Origin of the sequence: Pseudoalteromonas sp. Ld19, from assembly GCF_045064135.1 — a bacterium.
In the GTDB taxonomy this organism is placed as follows: domain Bacteria; phylum Pseudomonadota; class Gammaproteobacteria; order Enterobacterales; family Alteromonadaceae; genus Pseudoalteromonas; species Pseudoalteromonas aliena.
Map to the genome: position 1 here is coordinate 1 of NZ_JBISHA010000009.1, position 22,939 is coordinate 22,939.

At 38.0% G+C, this 22,939-nt stretch carries 19 protein-coding genes and 2 pseudogenes; 16 read left to right on the forward strand and 5 right to left on the reverse strand.

Annotated elements, in window-relative coordinates; translation table 11 throughout:
* Positions 1-127: 127 nt before the first annotated feature.
* The 8 genes and pseudogenes from ACJJVZ_RS01235 to ACJJVZ_RS01270 all read left to right on the forward strand — a co-directional run.
* A pseudogene (locus tag ACJJVZ_RS01235) lies at positions 128-247 on the forward strand (PoNe immunity protein domain-containing protein); the annotation flags it as partial.
* 10 nt (positions 248-257) lie between these two features.
* Complete coding sequence (locus ACJJVZ_RS01240; protein ID WP_405597435.1) at positions 258-1,394, forward strand: PoNe immunity protein domain-containing protein; 1,137 nt, start codon at positions 258-260, stop codon at positions 1,392-1,394.
* Positions 1,394-2,167, forward strand: a complete 774-nt coding sequence (locus tag ACJJVZ_RS01245; protein ID WP_405597437.1) for a ChaN family lipoprotein — start codon at positions 1,394-1,396, stop codon at positions 2,165-2,167. The genes ACJJVZ_RS01240 and ACJJVZ_RS01245 overlap by 1 nt, the downstream gene beginning before the upstream one ends.
* On the forward strand, positions 2,161-2,748 hold the full coding sequence (locus ACJJVZ_RS01250) for a hypothetical protein (RefSeq protein WP_273050021.1): 588 nt from the start codon (positions 2,161-2,163) through the stop codon (positions 2,746-2,748). Before ACJJVZ_RS01245 ends, ACJJVZ_RS01250 begins: the two co-directional genes overlap by 7 nt.
* Positions 2,749-2,786: 38 nt before the next feature.
* Positions 2,787-3,389: a hypothetical protein gene (locus ACJJVZ_RS01255; protein WP_405597439.1), complete on the forward strand. Its 603-nt coding sequence runs from the start codon at positions 2,787-2,789 to the stop codon at positions 3,387-3,389.
* 48 nt (positions 3,390-3,437) lie between these two features.
* Positions 3,438-3,611, forward strand: coding sequence for a hypothetical protein (locus ACJJVZ_RS01260; protein ID WP_193156906.1), 174 nt, complete (start codon positions 3,438-3,440; stop codon positions 3,609-3,611).
* A 198-nt stretch (positions 3,612-3,809) separates the two neighbouring features.
* Positions 3,810-4,508 (forward strand): hypothetical protein, encoded by a 699-nt coding sequence (locus ACJJVZ_RS01265; protein ID WP_182703193.1) that lies wholly within the window; start codon positions 3,810-3,812, stop codon positions 4,506-4,508.
* Positions 4,509-4,597: 89 nt separating this feature from the next.
* The gene (locus ACJJVZ_RS01270) at positions 4,598-4,972 is read left to right on the forward strand and encodes a hypothetical protein (RefSeq protein WP_405597442.1); all 375 of its coding nucleotides are present in this window, start codon (positions 4,598-4,600) and stop codon (positions 4,970-4,972) included.
* On the opposite strand, the pseudogene ACJJVZ_RS01275 reads toward ACJJVZ_RS01270, so the two are convergent.
* Positions 4,926-5,249, reverse strand: a pseudogene (locus ACJJVZ_RS01275) (alpha/beta hydrolase-fold protein); the annotation flags it as partial. The gene ACJJVZ_RS01270 and the pseudogene ACJJVZ_RS01275 overlap by 47 nt on opposite strands.
* Before the next feature lie 617 nt (positions 5,250-5,866).
* Here ACJJVZ_RS01275 and yddG point away from each other — a divergent pair.
* Complete coding sequence (yddG, locus tag ACJJVZ_RS01280; protein WP_273050017.1) at positions 5,867-6,781, forward strand: aromatic amino acid DMT transporter YddG; 915 nt, start codon at positions 5,867-5,869, stop codon at positions 6,779-6,781.
* A gap of 60 nt (positions 6,782-6,841) precedes the next feature.
* On the opposite strand, the gene ACJJVZ_RS01285 is transcribed toward yddG, so the two are convergent.
* Both ACJJVZ_RS01285 and ACJJVZ_RS01290 read right to left on the reverse strand, forming a co-directional pair.
* Positions 6,842-7,522, reverse strand: a complete 681-nt coding sequence (locus ACJJVZ_RS01285; protein ID WP_193156913.1) for a LytTR family DNA-binding domain-containing protein — start codon at positions 7,520-7,522, stop codon at positions 6,842-6,844.
* Positions 7,516-9,024, reverse strand: coding sequence for a sensor histidine kinase (locus ACJJVZ_RS01290; protein ID WP_405597444.1), 1,509 nt, complete (start codon positions 9,022-9,024; stop codon positions 7,516-7,518). Before ACJJVZ_RS01290 ends, ACJJVZ_RS01285 begins: the two co-directional genes overlap by 7 nt.
* 344 nt (positions 9,025-9,368) lie before the next feature.
* Here ACJJVZ_RS01290 and ACJJVZ_RS01295 point away from each other — a divergent pair, with 344 nt between their 5' ends.
* Entirely contained in the window at positions 9,369-10,232 is an 864-nt protein-coding gene (locus ACJJVZ_RS01295; RefSeq protein WP_405597447.1) for an ABC transporter ATP-binding protein, read from the forward strand.
* A complete protein-coding gene (locus ACJJVZ_RS01300; RefSeq protein ID WP_405597449.1) occupies positions 10,226-13,381 on the forward strand; it encodes a M1 family aminopeptidase in 3,156 nt (1,051 codons plus the stop codon). The genes ACJJVZ_RS01295 and ACJJVZ_RS01300 overlap by 7 nt, the downstream gene beginning before the upstream one ends.
* Positions 13,382-13,434: 53 nt before the next feature.
* On the opposite strand, the gene ACJJVZ_RS01305 is transcribed toward ACJJVZ_RS01300, so the two are convergent.
* Together ACJJVZ_RS01305 and ACJJVZ_RS01310 are read right to left on the reverse strand one after the other, a co-directional pair.
* A complete protein-coding gene (locus ACJJVZ_RS01305; RefSeq protein WP_405597452.1) occupies positions 13,435-13,950 on the reverse strand; it encodes an ankyrin repeat domain-containing protein in 516 nt (171 codons plus the stop codon).
* Between the two features lie 99 nt (positions 13,951-14,049).
* Positions 14,050-15,585: a catalase gene (locus ACJJVZ_RS01310; RefSeq protein WP_405597455.1), complete on the reverse strand. Its 1,536-nt coding sequence runs from the start codon at positions 15,583-15,585 to the stop codon at positions 14,050-14,052.
* Between the two features lie 417 nt (positions 15,586-16,002).
* Between ACJJVZ_RS01310 and ACJJVZ_RS01315 the strand changes: the two genes are divergently transcribed.
* The 5 genes from ACJJVZ_RS01315 to ACJJVZ_RS01335 all read left to right on the forward strand — a co-directional run bounded on the left by ACJJVZ_RS01315 (position 16,003) and on the right by ACJJVZ_RS01335 (position 22,883).
* Entirely contained in the window at positions 16,003-16,677 is a 675-nt protein-coding gene (locus ACJJVZ_RS01315) for an HAD family hydrolase (RefSeq protein WP_405597457.1), read from the forward strand.
* Between the two features lie 281 nt (positions 16,678-16,958).
* A complete protein-coding gene (locus tag ACJJVZ_RS01320; protein ID WP_405597459.1) occupies positions 16,959-18,680 on the forward strand; it encodes a purine-cytosine permease family protein in 1,722 nt (573 codons plus the stop codon).
* 34 nt (positions 18,681-18,714) lie between these two features.
* Positions 18,715-20,238: a mannitol dehydrogenase family protein gene (locus ACJJVZ_RS01325; RefSeq protein ID WP_405597461.1), complete on the forward strand. Its 1,524-nt coding sequence runs from the start codon at positions 18,715-18,717 to the stop codon at positions 20,236-20,238.
* Between the two features lie 2 nt (positions 20,239-20,240).
* The gene (locus ACJJVZ_RS01330; protein WP_405597463.1) at positions 20,241-21,158 is read left to right on the forward strand and encodes a carbohydrate kinase; all 918 of its coding nucleotides are present in this window, start codon (positions 20,241-20,243) and stop codon (positions 21,156-21,158) included.
* 258 nt (positions 21,159-21,416) lie between these two features.
* Positions 21,417-22,883, forward strand: coding sequence for a carbon starvation protein A (locus ACJJVZ_RS01335; protein WP_405597465.1), 1,467 nt, complete (start codon positions 21,417-21,419; stop codon positions 22,881-22,883).
* Positions 22,884-22,939: the final 56 nt, after the last annotated feature.

Consider the following 22,939-nt stretch of genomic DNA (forward strand, 5'->3'; position numbering starts at 1 on the left):
TCGTTGGTCAGGAAAGTCTAGAGATTGGACAATGATCAATGAAGTAAATTTGAATCCAGAGAAAAAAGAAGAAGTGCGGGCGGCATAAAATTTAACTTGATGCGACAACTAACTTGAAAAACTCCGCTATTGGTGTTGGGAAGCCGCTTTAGTCGTTAAGCTTTATGATATTGACGATAGCAGTTTTATCGATCATGAATACTACCCAAAAGATTTAGTACATTGGCAAAATAACTCAAACAAGTAGAGAAGTGACGATGCGAGATACTCGAAAGAATAAAGCTTATTTTGAAGGATTAGTTATTGATTTTGAAGAGGCATTAACTGAGACTCAAGAAGCTCTAGACGCTGGTAATTTCTCTACTCCTAGTAGTCGAGTAGATATTTCTTTGCGGTTATTTCAGCTATCAATTATGCGTGCTGTAACGCTTTATTCTTATGGAACTTCTTTAGAAACCCTTAAGCCATATGTACTTGCTATACTGCCATTTCGCCAGCAGCTCAACACTTACGCTGATCAATTGCCAGTTGCTCACCAAGCATACCGTTATGCTTTTGAGCAATTAGGCGAAGCTGCGGCAGCGTGTGGTTCTGAGAATATAAATCGTTACATTTATACTTTATGGTGGCTGTCTTTACTGAAAGCATGTGACGTCGAACAACCACATATCAACGATGCATTAAATATAGTTGGTGAGAGAGGGAAAGATAAATTACTTGACCACATCGCACTAGAATTAGGTGATGTAAACCGCCCTATTTCTACTAAGTTATATTATCCAGAAGTATACAAACCTTTAAGTGATGTATTCGAAGCGTCTAAAAATGAGCAGGTTAAATTACTCAATCGGTTCATGATAAATTGGTATGACGGGCTGGAAGCAGCCGATTGGCATGATAGTCATGAATGTGACTTGGAATTTGAGTATACAGATTATTATATTGGTTATTGGAATTTAGAGCATGCACTTGTAGCTAACCTACTAAACATACCAAAGAAAAAGTTGGAACAACACCCAATGGCTGCGTTTGATTTAATTCATAGTGTAGTGACTCCATTGAAAACTGAAAAGATACCTAATGACTTGTTGGAAGATTTACCTGATATTAATAGATTAACACTTCAAGACGTTGCTTCATTTACTTTAAAAAACAACCCCAGCAAGCAATTTAAAGAAAAGTGGGGTGATGACTACGTAAGTCGCGCAATGCAATTATGGCGTGGAGTTAAGGAATGTTATTCAAAAAGTAAAGAATGTAACTTCACTACACAAGAGCTTTTATTTGCAATGAGCTATGAATATGCAGTTGCTCCCTACAGCTCTGAAAATAATGACGCTATTGAATTTTATAGATGGTGTTTTCAAAATTTAAATAAAAACAAGGATAGGTAATGAACAAAATAAACACGGATGTAAATTACAGAACAATGGCGGGCAATGCACGTTTAGTCATGCTTGGCGAATCGAGCCATAGTGCTGCTGGATATAAATATGAGGCTATAAAAGCGATTAGGCAGTTAAAGGCTGCGGGCTTTACACATTTTGCTATAGAAATGCTGCCTAGCTCGATGCAGGAAAAAATAGAATTTTATCAACGAACAGGTAAAGGCTTTAATTTAATACAGCAATATTTTGATAAATATTGGACACATGGTGATTTTACTCCTCAAGCCTATGGTGAGCTGGTAAAGGCGGCACGCAATGCAGGAATGAAGATTGTTGCATTGGATGTTTCTGTAGAAACGATGGAAGTAATGGATAGTGTATGCCCATCGACAAAAGCCGTGACTGGGGAATGTTTTGATGCGCATACGTTTAGAAACGATCTTTGGGCTTACAATTTAGCTACAATCCTCAAGAGATCTAAGCAGAATAAAATTGTTGCTTTTATGAGTCGATGGCACGCAGTTAAGAATTTAAAGTATCAAATAGGTATTGATTCTTTAATTAAAGAGCACGGTATTCAAAATGTTCGTTTTATTGATTTTATTGGTGGCTTATCTTGTTACAGCGACAGGCCATGTAGGGGGATGTCTAGCCAACAAGAGGCCTTGAAAGAACAATACTCCTACAAAGAGGGCTTTCCGTATGAAAGTACGGTTAAATCATTTCAAGTTCACCTCCCAGAAAAATGTATTAATAATGATGGATCATTCCAATGGTAAAAGTACTAGTGACAGTTGCGTTAGCAATTAGTTTTTTTACCTCTATGGATACCAAAGCATCCATGTTTCCGAATATCGATATTAATGATCCGAACTTAACCGTTGAAATTGCAGCTAAGCAATGCGAAAAAAGCTATATGCATGCACCTAACAAATTAGAAGAATGGTGTGAAAAAGCTTACGAAATGGGTTACTTAGAGTCCTTGTATTATATTGGTATGTATACTGGGGATGGTTCTCGTTATTTGAATGAATTAAATACTCGAATTGAACAAGGTGACGCTAATGCTATTAACACATTAGCTTGGTTATACCAAAGCGGCCGTTTAGTTAAAAAGGATTTAAGTGAAGCTACACGCTTATACAAGCTTTATTTAGCTCAAGAGAATAATCAAGCAATTACACTTAAAACTTCTACACATTTTGAATTAGCCACAATTTATAGAAAGCTGGGTATGTGGGATAAAGTAATAACTCATACTCAATATGTAATTGATAATGCAAAAAGAGAGGGTCGTAGGGAACTTGCACAAAGATGGCGAGATGAGGCTGAAACATCCTTGAAAGAAAGTAATTTGTGAATTTTTCACGCGTATTTAGCTTTTCACTTGGAAGTCATGTGACAAAGTATTTATTAATTAGTGCACTGTTTACTTTTAGCTTAATTAGTAATGCCGCTGGCCCTCGATGGGATAATTCAATAGATATAAATGCTCCAGATTTGACTGTATCAGCTGCCGCAGAGCAGTGCCATAAAAGCTTAATTAACGCGCCTGAGTATCTTGAGGAGTGGTGTGAAAAAGCTTATGAAATGGGATACTGGAAGGCATTGGTTACACTAAGCCTTCATAATGGAGATGGAACTCGATTATTAGAGGAAGCCAAAAAGCGGGTTGCGGCAAAAGAGCCAAAAGCTTATTCAACTTTAGCTTGGTTATATGGCAGTGGTATGTTTGTGGTGCAAGATATTAATTATGCTATTTCCCTTTACAAAGAGTTTTTAGCATTAGATGCAGAATTGCCAAATCCGTTAGTTGCGGCTGCGCGCTTTAAGTTGGCAAACTTATATAAATCGCAGCAGAATTGGCTTGCAGTAAATGAGCATGCACAATATGTTATTGACCACAGCCCTTTAGCTTATGATAAAGAACGAGCTGTTGATTTGTTAGAGTTAGCTAAAAAAGAAATTTTGATTAAAAATAAATCATTGAATAAAAACTGATACACAAAGGAGCTATAAACGCCAAAATGAAGGCGTTTTAGAATTATTATGGAACAACAACACCAACAAACACTAACTAACCTTGTATACGCTATTTACGAGGACCCAACCAAAATTGAAGAGCATCGTGTGCTTATTCAACCATTATTGAGCGATTTAGTCGCAAGTAGCCCTGCGGGCTTATTAAAGCTTAAAACCTATTTGCAAAAGATAAACCTTTAGTTTTTATATTAAAAAGTTAAATAAAACTTTAAGGCATACCAAATATCACCTTTAAGAGCACTATTAAATATGCTCAAGTGAGGATAGTTGATCAAGCTGTATGGGTTTTAATATGGTAGTAATGTTTTTAATCTTGGCTAAAGTTTAAACGAAAGTTTTTCGTGATTTTGTAGGGCTATTAGGAGTAAGGGAAAGTTTATGGAATTAAGTGTTCTAGCAATGATTATGCTGGTAATTCAGCCAGTGTTTGTTTATTTGTATATAAAAAGTGTTGTAAGACCAAGTATTTTTATAGCAGCTACGGTTGCGATGAGTGTTTTTTATACTAATGATTTTATGCACGCTTTATTGGTTTTTGGTGGAATTAATTTAGTAGGTGTTCTTTTTGTAAAATTAGCAGAACGTAAAGGGTATACTAAGTTTTCTCCTAGCTATTTTTTTTCAGGGGTAATTTGCTGGTTTATTATTTTTGGAATAATTAGTTTTATTTCTTCACTTATCAGCTTGCCTTCTTTGGACAATGTAAGTGAGTCATTTGATGCCTTTTTATCGTTACCAGAGCCTGTAGCGTGGCCAATCATTACATTTTTTTCGGCAAGTCTTGTTGTTTTGTTTGTAAATGCAACAATTCTACTTTCGCTTAAAAATACATCGATTGCTTTTAAGGTGCTCGTTGTTTACGCAGTAATCAGTCCTCTGCTCCCTCTATTTAGTAATTATTTTTGGCTAAGTCAGATAGTTACATTTTTAGCTGTAATAAATGTACTCGGAACTTGCGAAAAGTATTTTTTTAGAACTAAAATTGAAAACGATCAAGCGATAGCTTTGGCATATGCTGGCTCCCTTTTACTCTCATGCGTGATTTATTTAATAAGTGCTTTTTTTAATTTATATTAATTAACCAGAGTTCAGGTTACTTACATTTTTTTACATAGTTACAATAAAAAGTGTATACAATTTAGCTAATATTTTGTTTAGGATGAACTATGAAAGCACTTATTGCACTTTTGTCTTTTTATTGCCTTTCTGGCTGTACAGTTGCTGGCGCTATTATTGACGGACAAGCACAATCTCAGGCGCGTAATGATAAAAATAGTATTAGCCCGGCGCAGTCAACGCCTTATAAAAACCCACTAGAGCCAGTACCTACAGATAAAAACGGATTTAACTTTACTGATATGGGGTTAAAGATAGATTCTGCTCTTGTTAGCCTAGTTAAAGGGGAAAGCACTACAACGCAAGTATGTAGGCAAGTCACTAAAAGTCTAAAAGAGTGTGTAGAGGTAGAAAAGTCATCCCTATACACCAATGAGTCTAAGCAGTTAAAAACGGATGATGAAATAATAAGTGTTGGTCAATAAAGCTGCTTATAAAAAAGTAGCTCTGATCGTAGCCTGCGTGCATTTCAAATGTAAGCGGGTAGCCTTTATTATCAGCAATAGCGACTAAGTTTTCAGGCTTAAGTTGCTCTTGTAAAAAGCCATCAGCATCACCTTGACTCACTAACATGGGTAAGTAATGAGCTTGCTCTGCGTTTTTCATTAGCTCGCAGCTATCATATTGCGTCCAAAGCGCTTTCTCATTTCCTAAATAACCAGTAAATGCTTTCACACCTCAAGGGCATTCAATCGGATTAATAAATTACAGCACCTAAAAATTACCGTGACACCCATCCTAATTCTGATGGGATTATAGCATTAGCCTTTACATATGAGTCGCTGGCACTCACAAAGATCTTTATTTGATATATAAAAAATTAGGCAACTCGGAAAAGGCTGCAGAGCATAAGCGTTATTTAGATGAAAGTAACTATGTTGCAATTAGAAAAGCGATGTTTAAAAAGCATGCAAAGGAAGCTGGAATATCGCTAGATGATTATAATTAAATGATCAGCATTTAATTAAGTTATTTACCATTTTTCTTGGACTAATTAAATCTACAAAGATCAACAGCCCCTAGGTTGAAGCGCATATGAAGTAAAATAATTAGGATGGACTCATCCTAATTATTACAAAAACCACGAATTACATCATAACTATGAGAGCAGTTTAAAGTGCAGTACTGAATAGCTCAAGTATATTAATATCTAAAAACAATAGGCCATGTTACTAAAGTATTTAGCGTTAAGATAATTATTAGAAAGGCAAAATATTAAAAAATAGACGAGAGACTTAAGCTATTGACTTTGGTTGTTTTATTTGAAAATTACTGTTAATTTAGTTTCAAATTTACGAGTAGTGCTTTTGGATTGGCAAATGGATTTTATATGCAAAAATAAATATACACTATATGGAGTTGCTGCAATATTACTGTGGAGCTGCTTAGTGGCATTACTACGAGATATTTCTGAGTTGTTTAGCCCCATTGGTGGTGCTGCGGCTATGTATTCTGTCAGTGCGATATTTTTAATTTTGGTTATGGGAGTGCCCAAGTTTAGTGGATTTTCAAAACGCTACTTGGTCGTAGGTACTTTATTATTTGTGTCGTACGAAATTTGCTTGGCGCTTTCAATTGGTATGGCAAATAGTCGTCATCAGGCAATGGAAATGGCGGTTATTAATTATTTGTGGCCTACGCTGACTATATTGCTCTCTATTATCATTGGTCGTAAAAAAGTGAGTTACTGGGTTTATCCAAGCATGATTATTGCTTTTTTAGGCGTTGCTTGGTGTATTACGGGCGATCAAGAAATGTCGGTCGATACGCTTGTTACTAACTTTGCTGATAATCCTGCTACTTATTTAATGGCATTAGCTGCAGCGTTTATATGGGCTATTTATTGTGTGGTAACGCAAACGCTGAGTAATGGTAAAAATGCCATTACATTATTTTTTACTGTTACGGCAATGAGTTTGTGGGCGCAATATGCTTTTAGTAATGAATCACAGTTAACTTTTTCACTCAACTCAAGCATGACATTATTATTAGCGGGTGTAGTCGTGGGGAGCGGTTATGCACTGTGGAATCAAGCTATTATTGGCGGTAACTTAATGCTGCTTGGCACGCTTTCGTACTTTACACCTGTGTTTTCTACTATTATTTCAGCGCTATATTTATCTATTACGCTGAGCGCTTCGTTTTGGCAAGGGGTTGTACTGGTAACCGTTGGCTCGCTAATTTGCTATTTTGTAACGCGAGAAAAGCCACAAAGGTTAAGTGCTAAAGTTTAGAGTCGCTGATAGGGGAAGCTTAAAGTTATGTTTTAGGTAAACATAAAATAAGATCTCCGATTAAATAATGTCGCGCACTTGTTGTTTAAATGACTTGCCAATTTTAACTGACACGCCTGATGCTAGTTGAACGCTTTCATTACTTAACGCGACCACTTTGTGTTTGTTAATAACGTAAGATTTGTGGACTTGAATAAATGAAGTATCAAGCTCTTGCAATATGTATTTGAGAGTACTACTTGCAAGTAATGCTTTTTCACCTTGCCATACTTTTACATAATTTCCATACGCTTCAAACATGTCTATGTCGCTTAATTGAATTTTATGTTTTTCACGATCGATTTTAAGTGTGATAGTCAGAGGTGCCTTGGAATTTAGCGTTATGTGTTTTCTTTTTTGCCGTACTTTATTGAGTGCTTGTTCAAGGCGTTGCGCAGAGACTGGTTTTAGTAGGTAGTCAGTTACGTCAAGTTCAAAACCGGCTAAAGCATATTCTTGATACGCACTAATAATAATCACTTGTGGTCGATTCGCGAGCACTTTTAGTAATGCAATCCCTGATAGTTCGGGCATGTTTATGTCTAAAAATAACAAATCAATAGATGATGTGGCTAAAGCACATAATGCATCTTTAGCGTTAAGGTATTGTCCGCTTATATTAATATCTTTATGGGCACTTAAATGATGCAGTATAACGTCATGCGCGAGCGGCTCGTCATCAACAATTATTGTGTTTAGCATGCAGCCAGCTCCAATTTAAGTGTGGTTTGCCAAAGGTTTTTATTTTCATTAATAATTAATGTGTGCTTATTTGGATATAAAAGAGTCAGCCTACGGCGTAAATTGTTAAGTCCCATCCCATGCTCTGAATTGTTATTAGTTAGAATAGGGTTGGAGGAAAATAGCGTTAGTATGTTATCGGCCATGGTGATTTTAAACACAACCGTTACTTTTTGTGACGTGGGCTCTACACCATGCTTTATCGCGTTTTCTAAAATCATTATTAACAGTAGTGGCGAAATTAAATAGTGTTGTTGATATTCAGGCCATTGCATATCAAAGTTGCAGCGCTCAGCGCTTCGTAAACGCTGTAATGCAATAAAACCTTTTAAGTAATTAATTTCTTTTTCTAAACTCACCTGCGCTTTTTGGCCTTCGTAAACACTGTAACGCAGTAAATTAGCTAATTGCATAACAAGATCTGGTGCATTATCTGATTTTTTTAATGTCAGCGCATAGAGGTTGTTTAATGTATTAAATAAAAAATGAGGGTTAATTTGCTGTTGAAGTAGCTTTAGCTCTGTTTTTGTTTGTTGTTGGGCAATGTTGCTAATTTGAACGTGTTGTTGCTGTCGTTCAAACGCTAAAATAATCGGTGTGCTTATAGCCAAAAACAAAAATACGAACTGATAATTTTCAGGGCTAAAAATATTATTATTACCTCCAGGTGTTAAGTTAGCAATGCCTGCAGGTAAATCGTTAATAGGTAACAGTAGCAAGCACGATGTTAATACAGGTGTAAGTGTAACGAGGCTTATTAAACTTGCAAACAAAAACATCAGTACACCATGATAGGTTAATACATAGCGTATTAATAAATATCTATTTAATAAATACACACCATATATCAATCCTACGGAAAAAGTAATTTGCCAAAGATAACCCAAAAAAGTATCAAACTGTGTGAATACTTTATAAACGTCAATAACAGGCTCAACAGGTTGGTTTAACATAGGATCAGTGTGCGTATTGAGTATGCTTGATGTAACAATTGCCCAACCTAAAAGTACTATAAACACGACTGTATCAAGTGAAAACAAGGATTTAAGCCATTTATTACTCAACACATTGTTATTTTTACTAGTGCGCTTAGTAATAAGCCATATACCACTTGCAGATGCGCACAATACCCAACATTGTGCATCAAGGTATTGCCATTGCGAAAAGTTAAGAAGCTGGTTATTAAATACTAGTAAGAGGGATGGATAGGCTAAAAAGCCTAACAGCCACACTGTGATTGCGGGTGTAAGCAATAAACAATATGCAAATGCATGGGCAATCAAAAAGGGAATACACTGTAAAAAAAGTTGAATATTAATAGCCAGATATTGGCTAGTTGAATCCATATGTGATGACAAAAAGCGCATATGAGAGTCGAGCATAATAGCAGCGATTAGCGGTAAGAAAATTATTAGCTGGGTAATGCTAAAGCGTTGCCATATTGGTGTATTGGCTTGCTGCATATGTGACTCCGTTTTTATTATAGTTTCTGAGCAGATACGCTCAGATAAAATTGTCTTTTTATTTTAAACATTACCTTTGCACAATTCACTTCGCTGAGCGCGCTAGTTTATCCATAAAACGGTTTCAATCATAATTTATTTTTTAAAATAATTATTTTATTTCATAGGGTTAGCAGCCGTTTTAAGCATACTAGGCCGTTTATTTAAATGATGAAAGGTCATATTTAAATGACCAACGTTACTTTTTTATGTTCATCATTTATTTCAATACGTTAACCATTATTTTCTCGCTTGTATTGACTTGCTTTCTTAAGCTGGTGCTATACCAATTAAGGATGAAACTAATGCTTACACTGAAAAATATCAACAAAAAATACGCAGATGGTACGCAGGCTTTGAATGATGTGACGATCACTCTACCTACCGGTATGGTCGGTCTACTTGGCCCAAATGGGGCGGGTAAGTCAACACTTATGCGCACGCTCGCATGTTTACAAAATGCCGACTCCGGACATATTAATTTTAATGGCCTTGATGTGATTAGCCAACCAGGCGCGCTTCGCTCGCAACTAGGTTATTTACCACAATATTTTGGCGTGTATCCCAATATGAGTTGTCGGGCGTTACTTGAGCATATTGGCGTGTTAAAAGGCATTGATAGTCGTGCACGCAAAAACCAAATTGATAGTTTACTTGAACTAACTAATTTGACTCGGTTTGCTAATAAAAAAGTCGTTAATTTTTCGGGAGGAATGAAGCAGCGTTTTGGCGTGGCTCAGGCTTTGTTAGGCAACCCAAAGCTAATTATTATGGATGAGCCCACTGCTGGGCTTGATCCTGTGGAACGAGAAAGTTTAAATAATTTACTCGTTAGTATTAGTCAAAATAGGTTGGTATTGTTATCGACCCATATTGTTGAAGATGTAGAAAATTTATGTCACTACGTGGCCATTATAGATCAAGGAGCACTCATACAAAGCGGTGACGTAAAAGAGTTACTAGTTCCTTTAGAAGGTAAGATTTGGCAGCTCGAAAGTTTACCTACGGGCATACCAAATCAGTATGTATTAAGTAAGAGCCATCGCTATGGTAGAGCGTCATTTCGTGTGTATGCAGACACAGCGCCTGCACAAAATGCAATAAATTCGCCCGCTACGCTTCAAGACAAGTACTTTTTTGCACTCAATGAAGGAAGTCAAACATGTTAATTTTTAATGAGTGGCGATATGCAGTGCGCCAACCACTTGTTTGGCTGTGCATTATTATACCTTTAATATTTTCGGTTATGTTGTCCTCTGGGCTTGCAACAGTTGAAGTTGATTCGTTAAAACAATTTAAGTTAAATATTACAATGTTACAAATGATGCAGTTACCTGTGCTTGTAGGAGTATTGGCACCCGTTATATTTTTACGAGATCAGCACGCGTCAATGCAGGAGCTTATTTATGCTACGCAAACTAGTTTATTTAAGCGCAGTTTAGCAAGGGTATGCTTACTGATTGGCTTGGTTTTTTTTGTTGGCTTAATCAGTAGTTTAGTGGTGGCATACATGCAAGTAAGGCAATTGGGCTATATACCAAATATGGTTTCTTTTACTGTATTTAATAGCTTTTTAGTGTTGTTACCAAATAGCTGCTTTTTAGTTGTTGTTGCCTTTTTTGTTTGCCATAAATCAACGACTTCATTACCCAATTATGTTGTTTTTGCGATGTTGTGGATAGGCTACATAATGCTTGCAAGTATTACCGGAAATCCATTACTTGCTGGAAGTAGTATTATAAGCAATCGCTTTTATACATTATTTGTTTGGCTTGACCCTTTTGCATACACAGCCGTAATAAACAGTTTAACCAATTCATTAGGGGCTTCATTTGCTATTAATCGCGTTGTTGTGAGTATGCTTACTGTTGGTATTTTTTATATTACTTTTAGTAAAAATAAAAAACACACATTATTAAAGAGTAAGAAAAGTAAAAATACTAACGAATACATTCGTTACAACACGTTAAAACCCGCTGAATATAAAACAGCGAGAGTCACACAAAAGCCATTTTTGATGATGGCCAGTTTATACAAAACTACGCTGGTTAATTTGGTTTCACACCCAGTTACTTTACTGATTATTTTTGTTTGGCCGGTGATGGTTTTTAATAGTGTTGCCTCGTCGTCTGGTTATGTTGAACCAATGAGTGTTATGAGCACCACAAGCTTTGATGCGATTAGTTATTATGCATTTGATATGCAATTGTTGTTTGGCACTTTACTAATGGCTTTGTGGAGCTGGCAAGTAAGCTGCTTTGCTAAATACTATAATATAGCTGAGCTGATCGCTGCAACACCGCTCAAAACATATTACTTTTTAAACAGTCAGTTATTGGTCCTAGGCACTATGATATTGGTTTTTTTAACAATGAGCTTATTAGGGGCAAGTGCAGCTCAGTGGTTTTTACACAGTGCATATCAATTTGAAGTACATTTAACCATTCTATTTTTGATGGCAATTGTGCTTGCCATTATTGCGTGTGTATTTTTGTGTGTATTTAATTTGTGTCGTTCGCAGCTTATTGCGGGTTTGCTAATTGCTGTTATTTTACTGATCAAATTTACACCGATAATGACTTATCTTGGTCTTACGCATACATTGTGGAGTGTTGGTTGGACGCCTTTGCAGGCACCGGATAACTTTTGGGGTTATCGTGCAAGTATCAGTAGTTATTGGCCTTATATATCAGTTTGGTTAGTGGCGTGTATAAGTTTAGTTATAATTACGGGGGTTTTTAATCACCGAGGTGCCGGGTTGAGCCAAAGAGTAATGGGGGTTAAACATTTTTGGCTATTTATTCCTTTACTTATCACTGTCGCACTATTTACTCAATTGCACTTAAAGCTGGTGGATGAAAAACCTTTAACTAACTCGCATAAGCGCGAGGCTTTTAAAGCACAGTACGAAAAGTCTTTTTCACAATGGCGCAATGTAGCGCAGCCAAGTATTGTGCATATTGATGCTAATATAGACTTTTATCCGCATCAGCAGCAGGCTCATTTTTCTTTAATATATACTTTAAAAAACACCCATCAAGATCCTATTAAAGAGATATTGGTTGGGCGATCTGGTTTTTATACATGGGCCGATATTGAAATTGATGGCGCGCAAAGGGCTAAAAGCTTTCCATTACTTAATCAAGCTGTGTTTAAGTTTGAGAATGAAATGCAGCCAGGAGAAATACGTAAACTAGTTACACGGTTTGATGTTCATCAAGCTAAGCTTTGGCCAGTGAGAGGCCATCAGGTAATAACTCCTGAATTTAGCTATATACGATCAGTGCCTTTATTGCCGACTGTTGGCTATCAAGAGAATTATGAATTAACCGATCCTATACTTCGTCAGCAACACGCACTTAAAGTAAAGCAGGCTATTAGACCCACGAAGCTATTTGCTAAAACGGCGAAAAAAAGTACTCATTACCAGTGGCTTACTATGTCAAGTAAAGTGAGTACAACAAGAGGTTACCAGGTTATAACCCAAGGAGAGGAAATATCACGTACCAGCAAAGATGACCGAGCAGTATTTCATTTTGAGACTCGTACACCCATAAATGCAATCCCAGCTTGGGTGACGGTGCCTTATTCACCTGTTACCAAGCAGCAAAACGGCGTGATGTTAAACGTGTTTGCCAAAGACAAAAGCGAGCCAGCACGAGCTGAGTCTATAGCTGTAAACCTTAGCGCAATGGGCGACACAATAAAATGGCTTAATAATATAAGCCCATATAGAGCAAAACAATTGAGCTTAATAGGCTCGCCTAAATTTGGTGGAACAGGTTATGCCCTGCCGCAACTTATACTTATTGAAGACAGTGTTGGTTTTAGAGCAAAGCCAAGTGTTAATGCAGGCTTTGATCAACGTTATCGCCGTGCAGTTCACGAAACTGCGCATCAATGGTTTGGCCATGATATTGGTAATGGAGTATTTTCAGATAGTGCTTTTTTAGTGGAGTCTATGGCAAAGTACATTGAGCTTGTTGTTATAGAGCAGCGTTATGGGAAAGCGACCATGCAAGCGCTGGTTGAGTATGAAACAACACGCTACGAGCAAAGTATGTTGATGAACATAAAGGAGCGATCAGCCTTAGTTGATGCTACACAAAGCTTTGATCAATATTCGCGAGCAACCATTGTCTTTGCTAAGCTACGCGCTGCGATTGGGGATAAACCTATTATTAATGCGCTCAAGTGGGTTTGGAAAAATCATGCTTATCCAAACAATCCCGCCAATTCTATGGATTTTATACGAGCATTAAAACATGAAGCCGGAAAAGAACAAGAAAGCTTAATAAACACACTGTTTTTAGAGTAATTTAAAGTTTATAAGAAAAGTGACAGCCCTTTAAGTAGGGCTTTCATTTAAGTTTATTTTCCATTATTTACCTGTGCTAGTAACTCTATAACTTTTTGTTGACCAAAGGTTTGTGCAAATTGCTCGGCTGTTTGACCGGCTTTGTTTTGATGCGTGTTATCGCAATCAAGTGATACGAGTGTTTTAGCGATACTAAATTCACCTCTAAAAATAGCGGCCATGAGCGCTGTGTTACCTCGGTTATCTTCTAAACAGGCATTAGCGCCTAACTGCAAAAGCGTATTAACCGACTTTTTATTCCCATGGTAAGTGGCAATCATTAACGCGGTATAGCCTTTATTGTTGTAGCTGTCGATAGGAATACCGGCATCTACAAATTGCTCTATTACGTCGATGTCGTTGGTGCGTGCTGCGGCAAAGTAATAAGCAAATAAGCTTTGGTATTGAGCTTGTACAGAGTGTTGGTTTTTAGTTTGTGTACTCGTTATTTGTATATCTGGTGTATTTTGAGCGTAGACGTTACTGGTAAAGCTTAGCAGTAGGGCGACTATAATTAATAAATTACGCATAACCATTGCCTTGTATAAAAAGAGGAAGGGATTTCCCCTTCCTCATGGTTGTGGTTTAAATAGCTATTTAGTTGGGACTAATTGCTTTTAACTAGTTACTTATAAGTTAGCTGCAAGTTGTTTAACCATTTTAATATCGCCTTTTACAGCTTTAGTTAAGCGTGTACCGTACTCACTATCAGCTTTGTAAAAGTGGCTAAGCATTTTGTGTTTAACTTTGCTGTTTTGCACTTTTCCTAAATCGCCTGCTAGGTTATTTACTAAGTTTGTACGTTCTTGTTTGCTAAAGCCACGATACAAAACACCCGCTTGCGCGAAGTTTTGCTGCTTTTTAATCGCCGCTTGTTGTACAAAGCCTTTAAGCTCTGTTTGGCTTCTACGTGCAATTGGGTTTTCAGCTACGTCTTCGTGGCTTGGTTGGTAATTCACATTGCTTGTTGTGTTGCCAATATTCATTGCGCCGTCTTGGTTGTAGTTAACCACGTCAACTTTTGCACGGTTAATTGGCAGTTGCTGGTGGTTAGCACCTAAGCGGTACATTTGAGTATCTGAGTACGAAAACACACGACCTTGTAATAAACGATCTTCAGATGGCTCAATACCTGGAATTACATTTGCCGGTGCCATTGCTACTTGTTCTGTAGATTGGAAGAAGTTAGTTGGCATACGGTTTAAGGTCATTGTGCCTACTTTAGTTTCTTTAATATCTAACCACATTTTGGTTGCATCTAATGGGTTGTAATCAAAGTCATCAAGCTGCGATGGGTCAAGCGTTTTAATGTACAGATCCCATTTTGGGAAGTTACCTTTACCAATTTCGCTGTATAGGTCGCGTGTTAAGTGTTGGAAGTCTTGGCTTTGCACTTTAGCAACTTCTTTTGAATCAAGGTTATCAATACCTTGTTGGCTTACCCAATGAAACTTAACATACTTAACATCACCCGATTTATTAATCATTTTGTATGCATGTACGCCCCAACCGTCCATTTTACGCAGACTTGCTGGTGTACCGTAGTCGCTGTAAACCCACGTTAACATGTGAGTAGAACCTGGTTCATACGAGAAAAAATCAAAAAAACGATTAGGATCTTGAATGTTATCAACCGGAGATGGTTTTAAAGAGTGAACCATGTCTGGGAATTTAATCGCATCACGAATAAAGAATACCGGCAGGTTATTACCCACTAGATCCCAGTTACCTTGGTCGGTATAAAACTTAGTCGCAAAGCCACGTGGGTCGCGCAGTGTTTCTGGGCTGCCTTTTGAGTGAATTACCGATGAAAAGCGAACAAACACCTCTGTTTCTTTACCTGCTTGTGCAAACGGTGCTGCAATTGTTAAATCATTTAGTTCTTTTGATGCAACAAACACACCGTGTGCACCCGTTCCGCGAGCATGTACTACACGCTCAGGAATACGCTCACGTGCAAAGCGTTGTAGTTTTTGAATTAGTTGTACGTCTTCTAACAATACACTGCCGCGCTCGCCAGCAGTCATTGAATTTTGGTTGTCGCCAACAGCCGCGCCGTTGTCTTTAGTCAGTGTTGTCGCAGCACTTGCTGGTAGTGCTATTGCAAGTGCTAATGCACTAAGCGTTAATTTAGTTTTATTTGTTTTGTTTATTTGAGTGTTCATTGTCGACCTCATCTATTTTAAAAGTGCCAGCAGTGGTGCAGGCTGTTTAACTGTTAATGAGTGTATTAACTTTATTAACTTCGGTAAAACTGATTAATTAGATTGATGTGATTTGTAAAATAGATGAAATAAATTTCCAATGTGTTTTCAAGTCTTTGTATCTACGACCTTAGTCGATATGCATTTTTATAAAGTTGATTTAATACAGTGATTTTTAGTTTTAGCTAATCATATTTTCATTCCCTTGGTGCGTTTTATACTTACAGTGTGTTGACATATCCGCGCAATAAAGGGAGTATGCTCAGTGGTTGGGCTTATGCTCAGTGTTGGGTGTCACAAAAAGCTGAATAACATTAATCGCAGTTAACTCGTTATACTTAGATTAGCTAAACCAAACAGTTTTAATAAGGTGACAAGATGAATACCAACATTGAGCTAGTGATCTTTGATTGTGATGGCGTTGTTATTGATAGCGAAATTTTAAGCGCACACGTACTCATTAATATGCTTGTTGAAAAGGGCGTTGAGATTGACCGTGCTTATGTACAGCAACACTTTTTAGGCTGCAACTTTAAAACAGTAAGCCAAAAAATAGCGGATGCATTTAATGTCACTCTTTCTGAAAGCTTTGAAGGTGACTACCGCGAAGCACTGTTAAACGAATTTGAAACAGGACTAACCACGACCGACGGTATAAAAGACGTACTTAACAATTTAGCTGTGCCTATTTGTATAGCTACTAGCAGCAGCCCAGCACGCACCGCAAAAGCGTTGAGTGTAGTGAGTTTAAGTAAGTACTTTAGCGATACGGTTTTTACCAGCTGCGAAGTTAAGCGTGGCAAACCAGCACCCGATTTATTTTTACATGCAGCTAAACACATGGGTGTAAAGCCGGAGCATTGCTTAGTGATTGAAGACAGTAAAGCCGGCGTAAATGCAGGTATTGATGCCAACATGCAAGTGCTGCATTACAGCGGTGGGCAACATATGCAAGGCTCTGTTAATCATGTGCGCAGTGCTTACCCAAATGTTGATCATTTAACGCATTGGCAAGATTTTTTTAGTGCATACCCTGCACTTAAAAAGCAGTAAACACGCGGCTTTTTAAAGAAATAAAGTTTTAAACGTGATTTGCTCGCCTTACTCACTGACAGGCAAGCAAACGCAAAATATAAATATAGATGGTTTTGCTTTACTAAAAATAAAACAAAACACGGCAAAACATCATGCGTTTATAAGCCAAATTATAAAAGGCAAAGTATGTAGGTACTGCACCAATCTGCTTGAATATGGGGTTTATTTAACTCATTAAATTATTCAAATAGTTATGCAGATTGATGCCAAATACTTTGCTGTTAACAATAGGAAATACCATGGCAACGAGTCCACACACACACACATTTAAAGATGTAAACGAAGAGCAACTTCCTGTTGCTAATAACAAGCTTCACGGTTGGAAGCATTTTGCAGGCTTATACGCTGGCGAACATGTTGCGGCTACTGAATTTGTTATTGGTGCAACGTTTGTTGCATTAGGCGCTTCAACCATCGACATTCTACTGGGTTTATTAATAGGTAACCTGTTAGCAATGTGTTCTTGGTGGCTAATTACTGCACCCATTGCAGTAGAAACCCGCTTAAGTTTATATAACTACTTAAACAAAATTGCTGGTAACTCAATGACCAAGCTCTATAACTGGGCTAACGTGGTTATTTTTAGTGTGATATCGGCTGCGATGATCACGGTATCCTCCACCGCCGTGCGGTTTTTGTTTGATATACCTGCGCAACTTGATTGGTATCCAAATAGCTTTTGGTTTGTAGCCATTGTTTTAGCTGTTGGCTCTATTGTTGTATTTGTTGCTATGTATGGCTTTTCTACGGTTGCTGACTTTTCGAAACTGTGCGCGCCGTGGCTATTTGTTATATTTATTGCAGGCTCGTTCGCGTTATTCCCTGAGCTTTCAAATCATGTATTAGGTTCTACCTCTTTAAGTAGCTTTAGTGACTTTATGACCATAGGCGACTCCTCCATATGGACGGGCACCAATGCCGATGGCGAAAAAGGCATTGGCCTATTAGAAGTAATTGGTTTTGCATGGGCTGCTAACTCAATTACTCACTTTGGTTTAATCGACATGGCTATTTTTAGATTTGCTAAACGCAAAAGCTATGGCTTGTTTTCTGGCGTGGGCATGTTTTTTGGTCATTACTTAGCGTGGATCTCTGCCGGTATTATGGGCGCAGGTGTTGCGGTATTACTTAAAACAACTATTTCATCACTTGATCCGGGCGATGTTGCATACCATGCATTAGGTTGGACTGGCTTTGTTATTGTAATAATTGCCGGTTGGACTACTGCTAACGCAAACCTTTACCGTGCAGGCCTTGCAGCACAATCTATATTTGTTAATCAATCACGTGAACGCACCACCGCTATTGTGGGTGTTGTAACCGTAATTATTGCGTGTTTCCCATTTGTATTTTCACAAATGCTTCCGCTACTTACCTACGCTGGTTTATTAGTTGTACCAGTAGGCGGCATTGTGTTTGCTGAACATGTGTTATTTCCTAAAATTGGTTTAACACGTTACTGGGCTAAATATAAAAATATTACCCGCAGCGTGCCTGCTATTGCCTCATGGGCGCTTGCACTTGTGTTCGGTTTTGGCTTAAACGCAATTGATGTAATGTCGTTTTACTACTTGTTTATCCCTACGTGGATTTTCACAATCGTTATTTACACGCTTTTAGCTAAAAAATACGGCGCCGGTGATGATTACACACAAGAGATTGCTGCCCAAAAGCAAGAGCAACGTGACATTAAAGAATATCAAGCAGCTGAGGCTAAAGACATTCCAAAGCCAATCATTGATAGCTCTGTATTTACCAAAGTACTTAATGCAGTTTCTACGGTTTCATTGGTTATTATTTTTATATTTGCCAGCCAAGTGATGTTTTTCAGTGAAACTATGAATATTTACAGCGCTAATAAATCGCAGTTCGAAATAGCCTGTTTTATTTGTACTGTTATTTATTTTGTTACTGCGTACTGGTCGTTAAAACGCCATAAAGTACTCAATACAGCATCGTAATTTATATTTTATCTTTGTTTAGTAAGGTCGCATCATGACGCAACAACAACACACTGACGCTCTAGTTACAGGGCTAAACCAACAAAGCTTGGCGCAATTACCAAGCCATGTTGATACACCAACCTACGACCGTAGCGCAGTTAAAGCCGGTATTGTACATATTGGTGTGGGTGGCTTTCATCGCGCCCATCAAGCCGTTTATATTAATGAGCTTTTAAAAACGCCAGGTTCTGAGCAGTGGGGCATATGTGGTGTTGGCCTTTTAGAAGGTAACCGTGGTCTGCGTGATGTTTTAAAGCAGCAAGATTACCTTTATACGCTTACTGTTAGACACCCAGACGGTACAATAGATAACAAAGTAATTGGCTCAATGATCGACTTTTTGTTTGCTCCAGAGGACAAGCAAGCGGTAATTAATAAGTTAGCCCACAGCGATACTAAAATTGTGTCGCTTACTATTACCGAAGGCGGCTACAACTTTAACCCTGCAACGGGCGAGTTTGACACCAGCAATCCAGATATTATTAACGACATTAATAACCCGAATGACCCAATTACAGCGTTTGGTTACCTTACTGCTGCGTTAAAACTGCGTAAAGAGCAAGGCCTGGGCGCGTTTACAGTGCAATCGTGCGATAACATTCAGCACAACGGTAACGTAACACGCAAAATGCTTTTAGCCTTTGCTACAGAGCAAGACAAAAACCTAAGTGAGTGGATTGAGCAAAACGTATCGTTTCCAAATGCGATGGTTGACCGTATTACACCGGTATCAAAAAAGAGTGATATTGATTACGTGGTTGATGCATATGGTGTTAGCGACGAGTGGCCAATTACCTGTGAGTCGTTTACACAATGGGTAATAGAGGACACATTTAGTGACTCTCGCCCAAATTGGGACGTTGTTGGTGCACAGTTTGTTACTGATGTAACGCCTTATGAAACCATGAAAATACGTTTACTTAATGCAGGGCATTCGGTGCTTGGTTTATTAGGTTCAATGCATGGCTATGGCACTATTGACGAAACGGTATCGGATGAATTATTTGCCACATACCTGCGTGCTTTTATGGATAAAGAAGTAACGCCAAATCTTGAATCACTTGAAGGCATTGACCTTGAAAGCTACAAAGATACGCTAATAGAGCGTTTTGCTAATCCTAATATTAAAGACAGCCTAGCGCGTATTTGCAGTGAAAGTTCAGCTAAACTGCCTAAGTTTTTAATTGCCACAATTAACGAAAACCTAGTACAAGGTCGAGATGTGTCATTGGCAACGCTTGTTATTGCTACTTGGTGTTTATACAGCGATAAAGGTTTAAGTGAAAACGGCAAGCAACTTGAAATTCAAGATGCGATGCACAAAGAGCTTAATTCTTACGCGCAAGAGACACAAACTAGCCCGACTGCATTTTTAAAGTTAACGAGCTTGTTTGGTGAGCTTGAGCATAACGAAGCATTTACTGCTGAATATAAAAAGTCGATTGCTGCGTTGTATGCACCTAATAGTAAAATTAAAGCCATTATGCAGGCTGTACTTGATCAAAAGAGTAACTAATTATGAGCATTTTAATTAATCATAAATCAAGTGAAACCGTCAGCGTAAGCTGTTTTGGCGAAGTGCTGTGGGATTGTTTTGATTCAGGTAAACGCTTAGGTGGCGCGCCACTTAATATGTGTGTGCGTATTAACTCACTAGGCATTAAAGCCGATATGATCAGCGCTGTTGGTAACGACGAGTTAGGCGCTGAGTTACTAGGCGAAATTACTAGTAAAGGCGTAAGCTGCGAATACATTGCTATCAATAGTGATAAAAAAACTAGCACGGTTGAGGTAACACTCGACAGCAAAGGTTCTGCAAGTTACGAAATAGTGACAGACACTGCGTGGGATAATATAGCGCTTACAGATGAGTTGCTTAGTAAAGTTAAAAGTAGCGATGTATTTGTATTTGGCAGCCTAATTGGGCGAAGCGAAGCATCTTTAGCAACATTAAATCAACTAGTTGATGTAGCAAACTTTAAAGTATTTGACGTAAATCTACGTGCACCGCATTACAAGCTAGAAACACTGGTAGATTTAATGAATAAAGCAGACTTTATTAAATTAAACGATGAAGAGTTATACGAAATAGCAAAAGCGATGGGTTGTAAGTTTCTTTCGCTCGAACAAAACTTAGCGTTTATAGCACAGCAAACAAATACCGATTACTTATGTGTAACCAAAGGTAGTCACGGTGCTTTATTAACAATCAATGGCGAAAATTTTTATAATTCAGGTTATTTAATTAGCGTAATTGACACTGTTGGCGCAGGGGATTCGTTTTTAGGTTCGTTAATATATCAGCTTTGTAGCAATGACGACGCGCAATATGCCGTTGACTTTGCATGTGCCGTTGGCGCTATGGTTGCCGAAAATTCTGGTGCAACACCTACTTTAACGCATCAACAAATTAGTGAGTTTATGAACCCACTTTAAAAAAATTGTGTGTGAAAGCGGTTATAACGTAAAAGTTTAACCGCTTTTTTTGTGCCTTAAATAAGACGCAGGCGATAAGTGAGTTTTAAGTGCGCAGCTTGCGTAAATTATGGCTTATATCGACTATAGTATTAGCTAAACGTCTTATTGTTTGAAAGGTAAAGCTTTGTTAATGTTCGTCGATTATTCACGGATTGAAAAGGCGGGGCGACACACAATGCGCTCTATAATTAAAATACAAAAAGAGAAACGTGCTTTATGATCATCTTTTTTATCTGCCTCACTATTTTAATAATGGGTTATAAGTTTTACAGCCCATTTGTTGAAAAACAAGCCGGCTTGGATCCAACTGCTGACACACCACAAAAACGCTTTAGCGAAGGTGTCGATTACGTCGCTATTCACCCTGTAAGAGCATTTTTAATTCAGTTTTTAAACATTGCTGGCGTAGGCCCAATATTTGGTCCAATTTTAGGTGCATTATACGGCCCTGTTGCACTAGTATGGATTGTACTTGGTAATGTTTTAGGTGGCGCTGTACACGACTTCTTCTCAGGTGTAATGAGTATAAAAGAAGACGGTAAAAGCCTACCAGAAATTGCAGGCCATTATTACAACGTCGTATTTAAAGGTTTTATGCTTGTATTTACTGCCATGTTACTGTTTTTTGTAGGTGTGGTATTTATTATGAGCCCAGCAGGTTTGCTAAGTAACCTTGATTTTTTTGAAGGGACAATACTGGCAAATAATACCTTTTGGGTACTTGCTATTTTAGCGTATTACTTTTTAGCTACCTTGCTACCAATTGATAAAATTATCACTAAGTTTTACCCAATTTTTGGCGCGCTAATGATTGTAATGACAGTGGCAATTGCTATTTCATTACTTATTAATGCGCCGCACTTACCGGTACCAAGTGACTTTTTAGCCTACTTTGAAGCCGACCACGCACATGACTTTTTAGAACCAAACCCTGATGGATTACCAACATGGCCATTGTTATTTATAACAATTACCTGTGGCGCTATTAGTGGTTTTCACTCTACGCAAGCGCCTATTATTGCGCGCTGTTTAACGAACGAAAAATACGTACGTCCAGTTTATTACGGCGCAATGATGTGTGAAGGTATTGTTGGTTGTGTATGGGCACTTGCTGGTATTGCAGCGTTCCCAGAGGGTTACGCAGGCTTAAAAGCATTGCTTGATCAAGGTGGTCCAGGTTTAGTAGTAAACCATGTAGCGAATAGTTACTTAGGTGTATTTGGCGGTATAATGGCAATTATTGCAGTCGCCGTATTCCCAATTACCTCTGGTGATACAGCGTTTCGCTCACTACGTTTAACAGTTGTTGATGCGTTTAATATTCCACAAAGTTTACGTAACCGCTTATTATTGGCTGTTCCTATACTGACGATTGCGTACTTTATGACGAAGCTCGATTTTTCATTAATTTGGCGCTACTTTGCATTCTCAAACATGCTGCTTTCTACAAGCGTATTATGGCTTGCCACTAAGTACTTGTTTGACCGTGGTACATTTCATTGGATCGCCAGTGTTCCTGCTGTTATTGCCACTGCGGTAACACTGTCTTATATTGCGACCGCAGCGATTGGACTTAACTTATCAAGCGATTTAGGTAAACCTATTGGCGCTGTAGTTGCAGTGATTGGTTTAATTGTTTTAACTATCGTGCACGCTAAGCATAAAGTTAAGCCTGTAATGTAATAATAATCATATAAGTTATTTCAGGCATTAAACAAGCGAGCTATTTATCATGAATA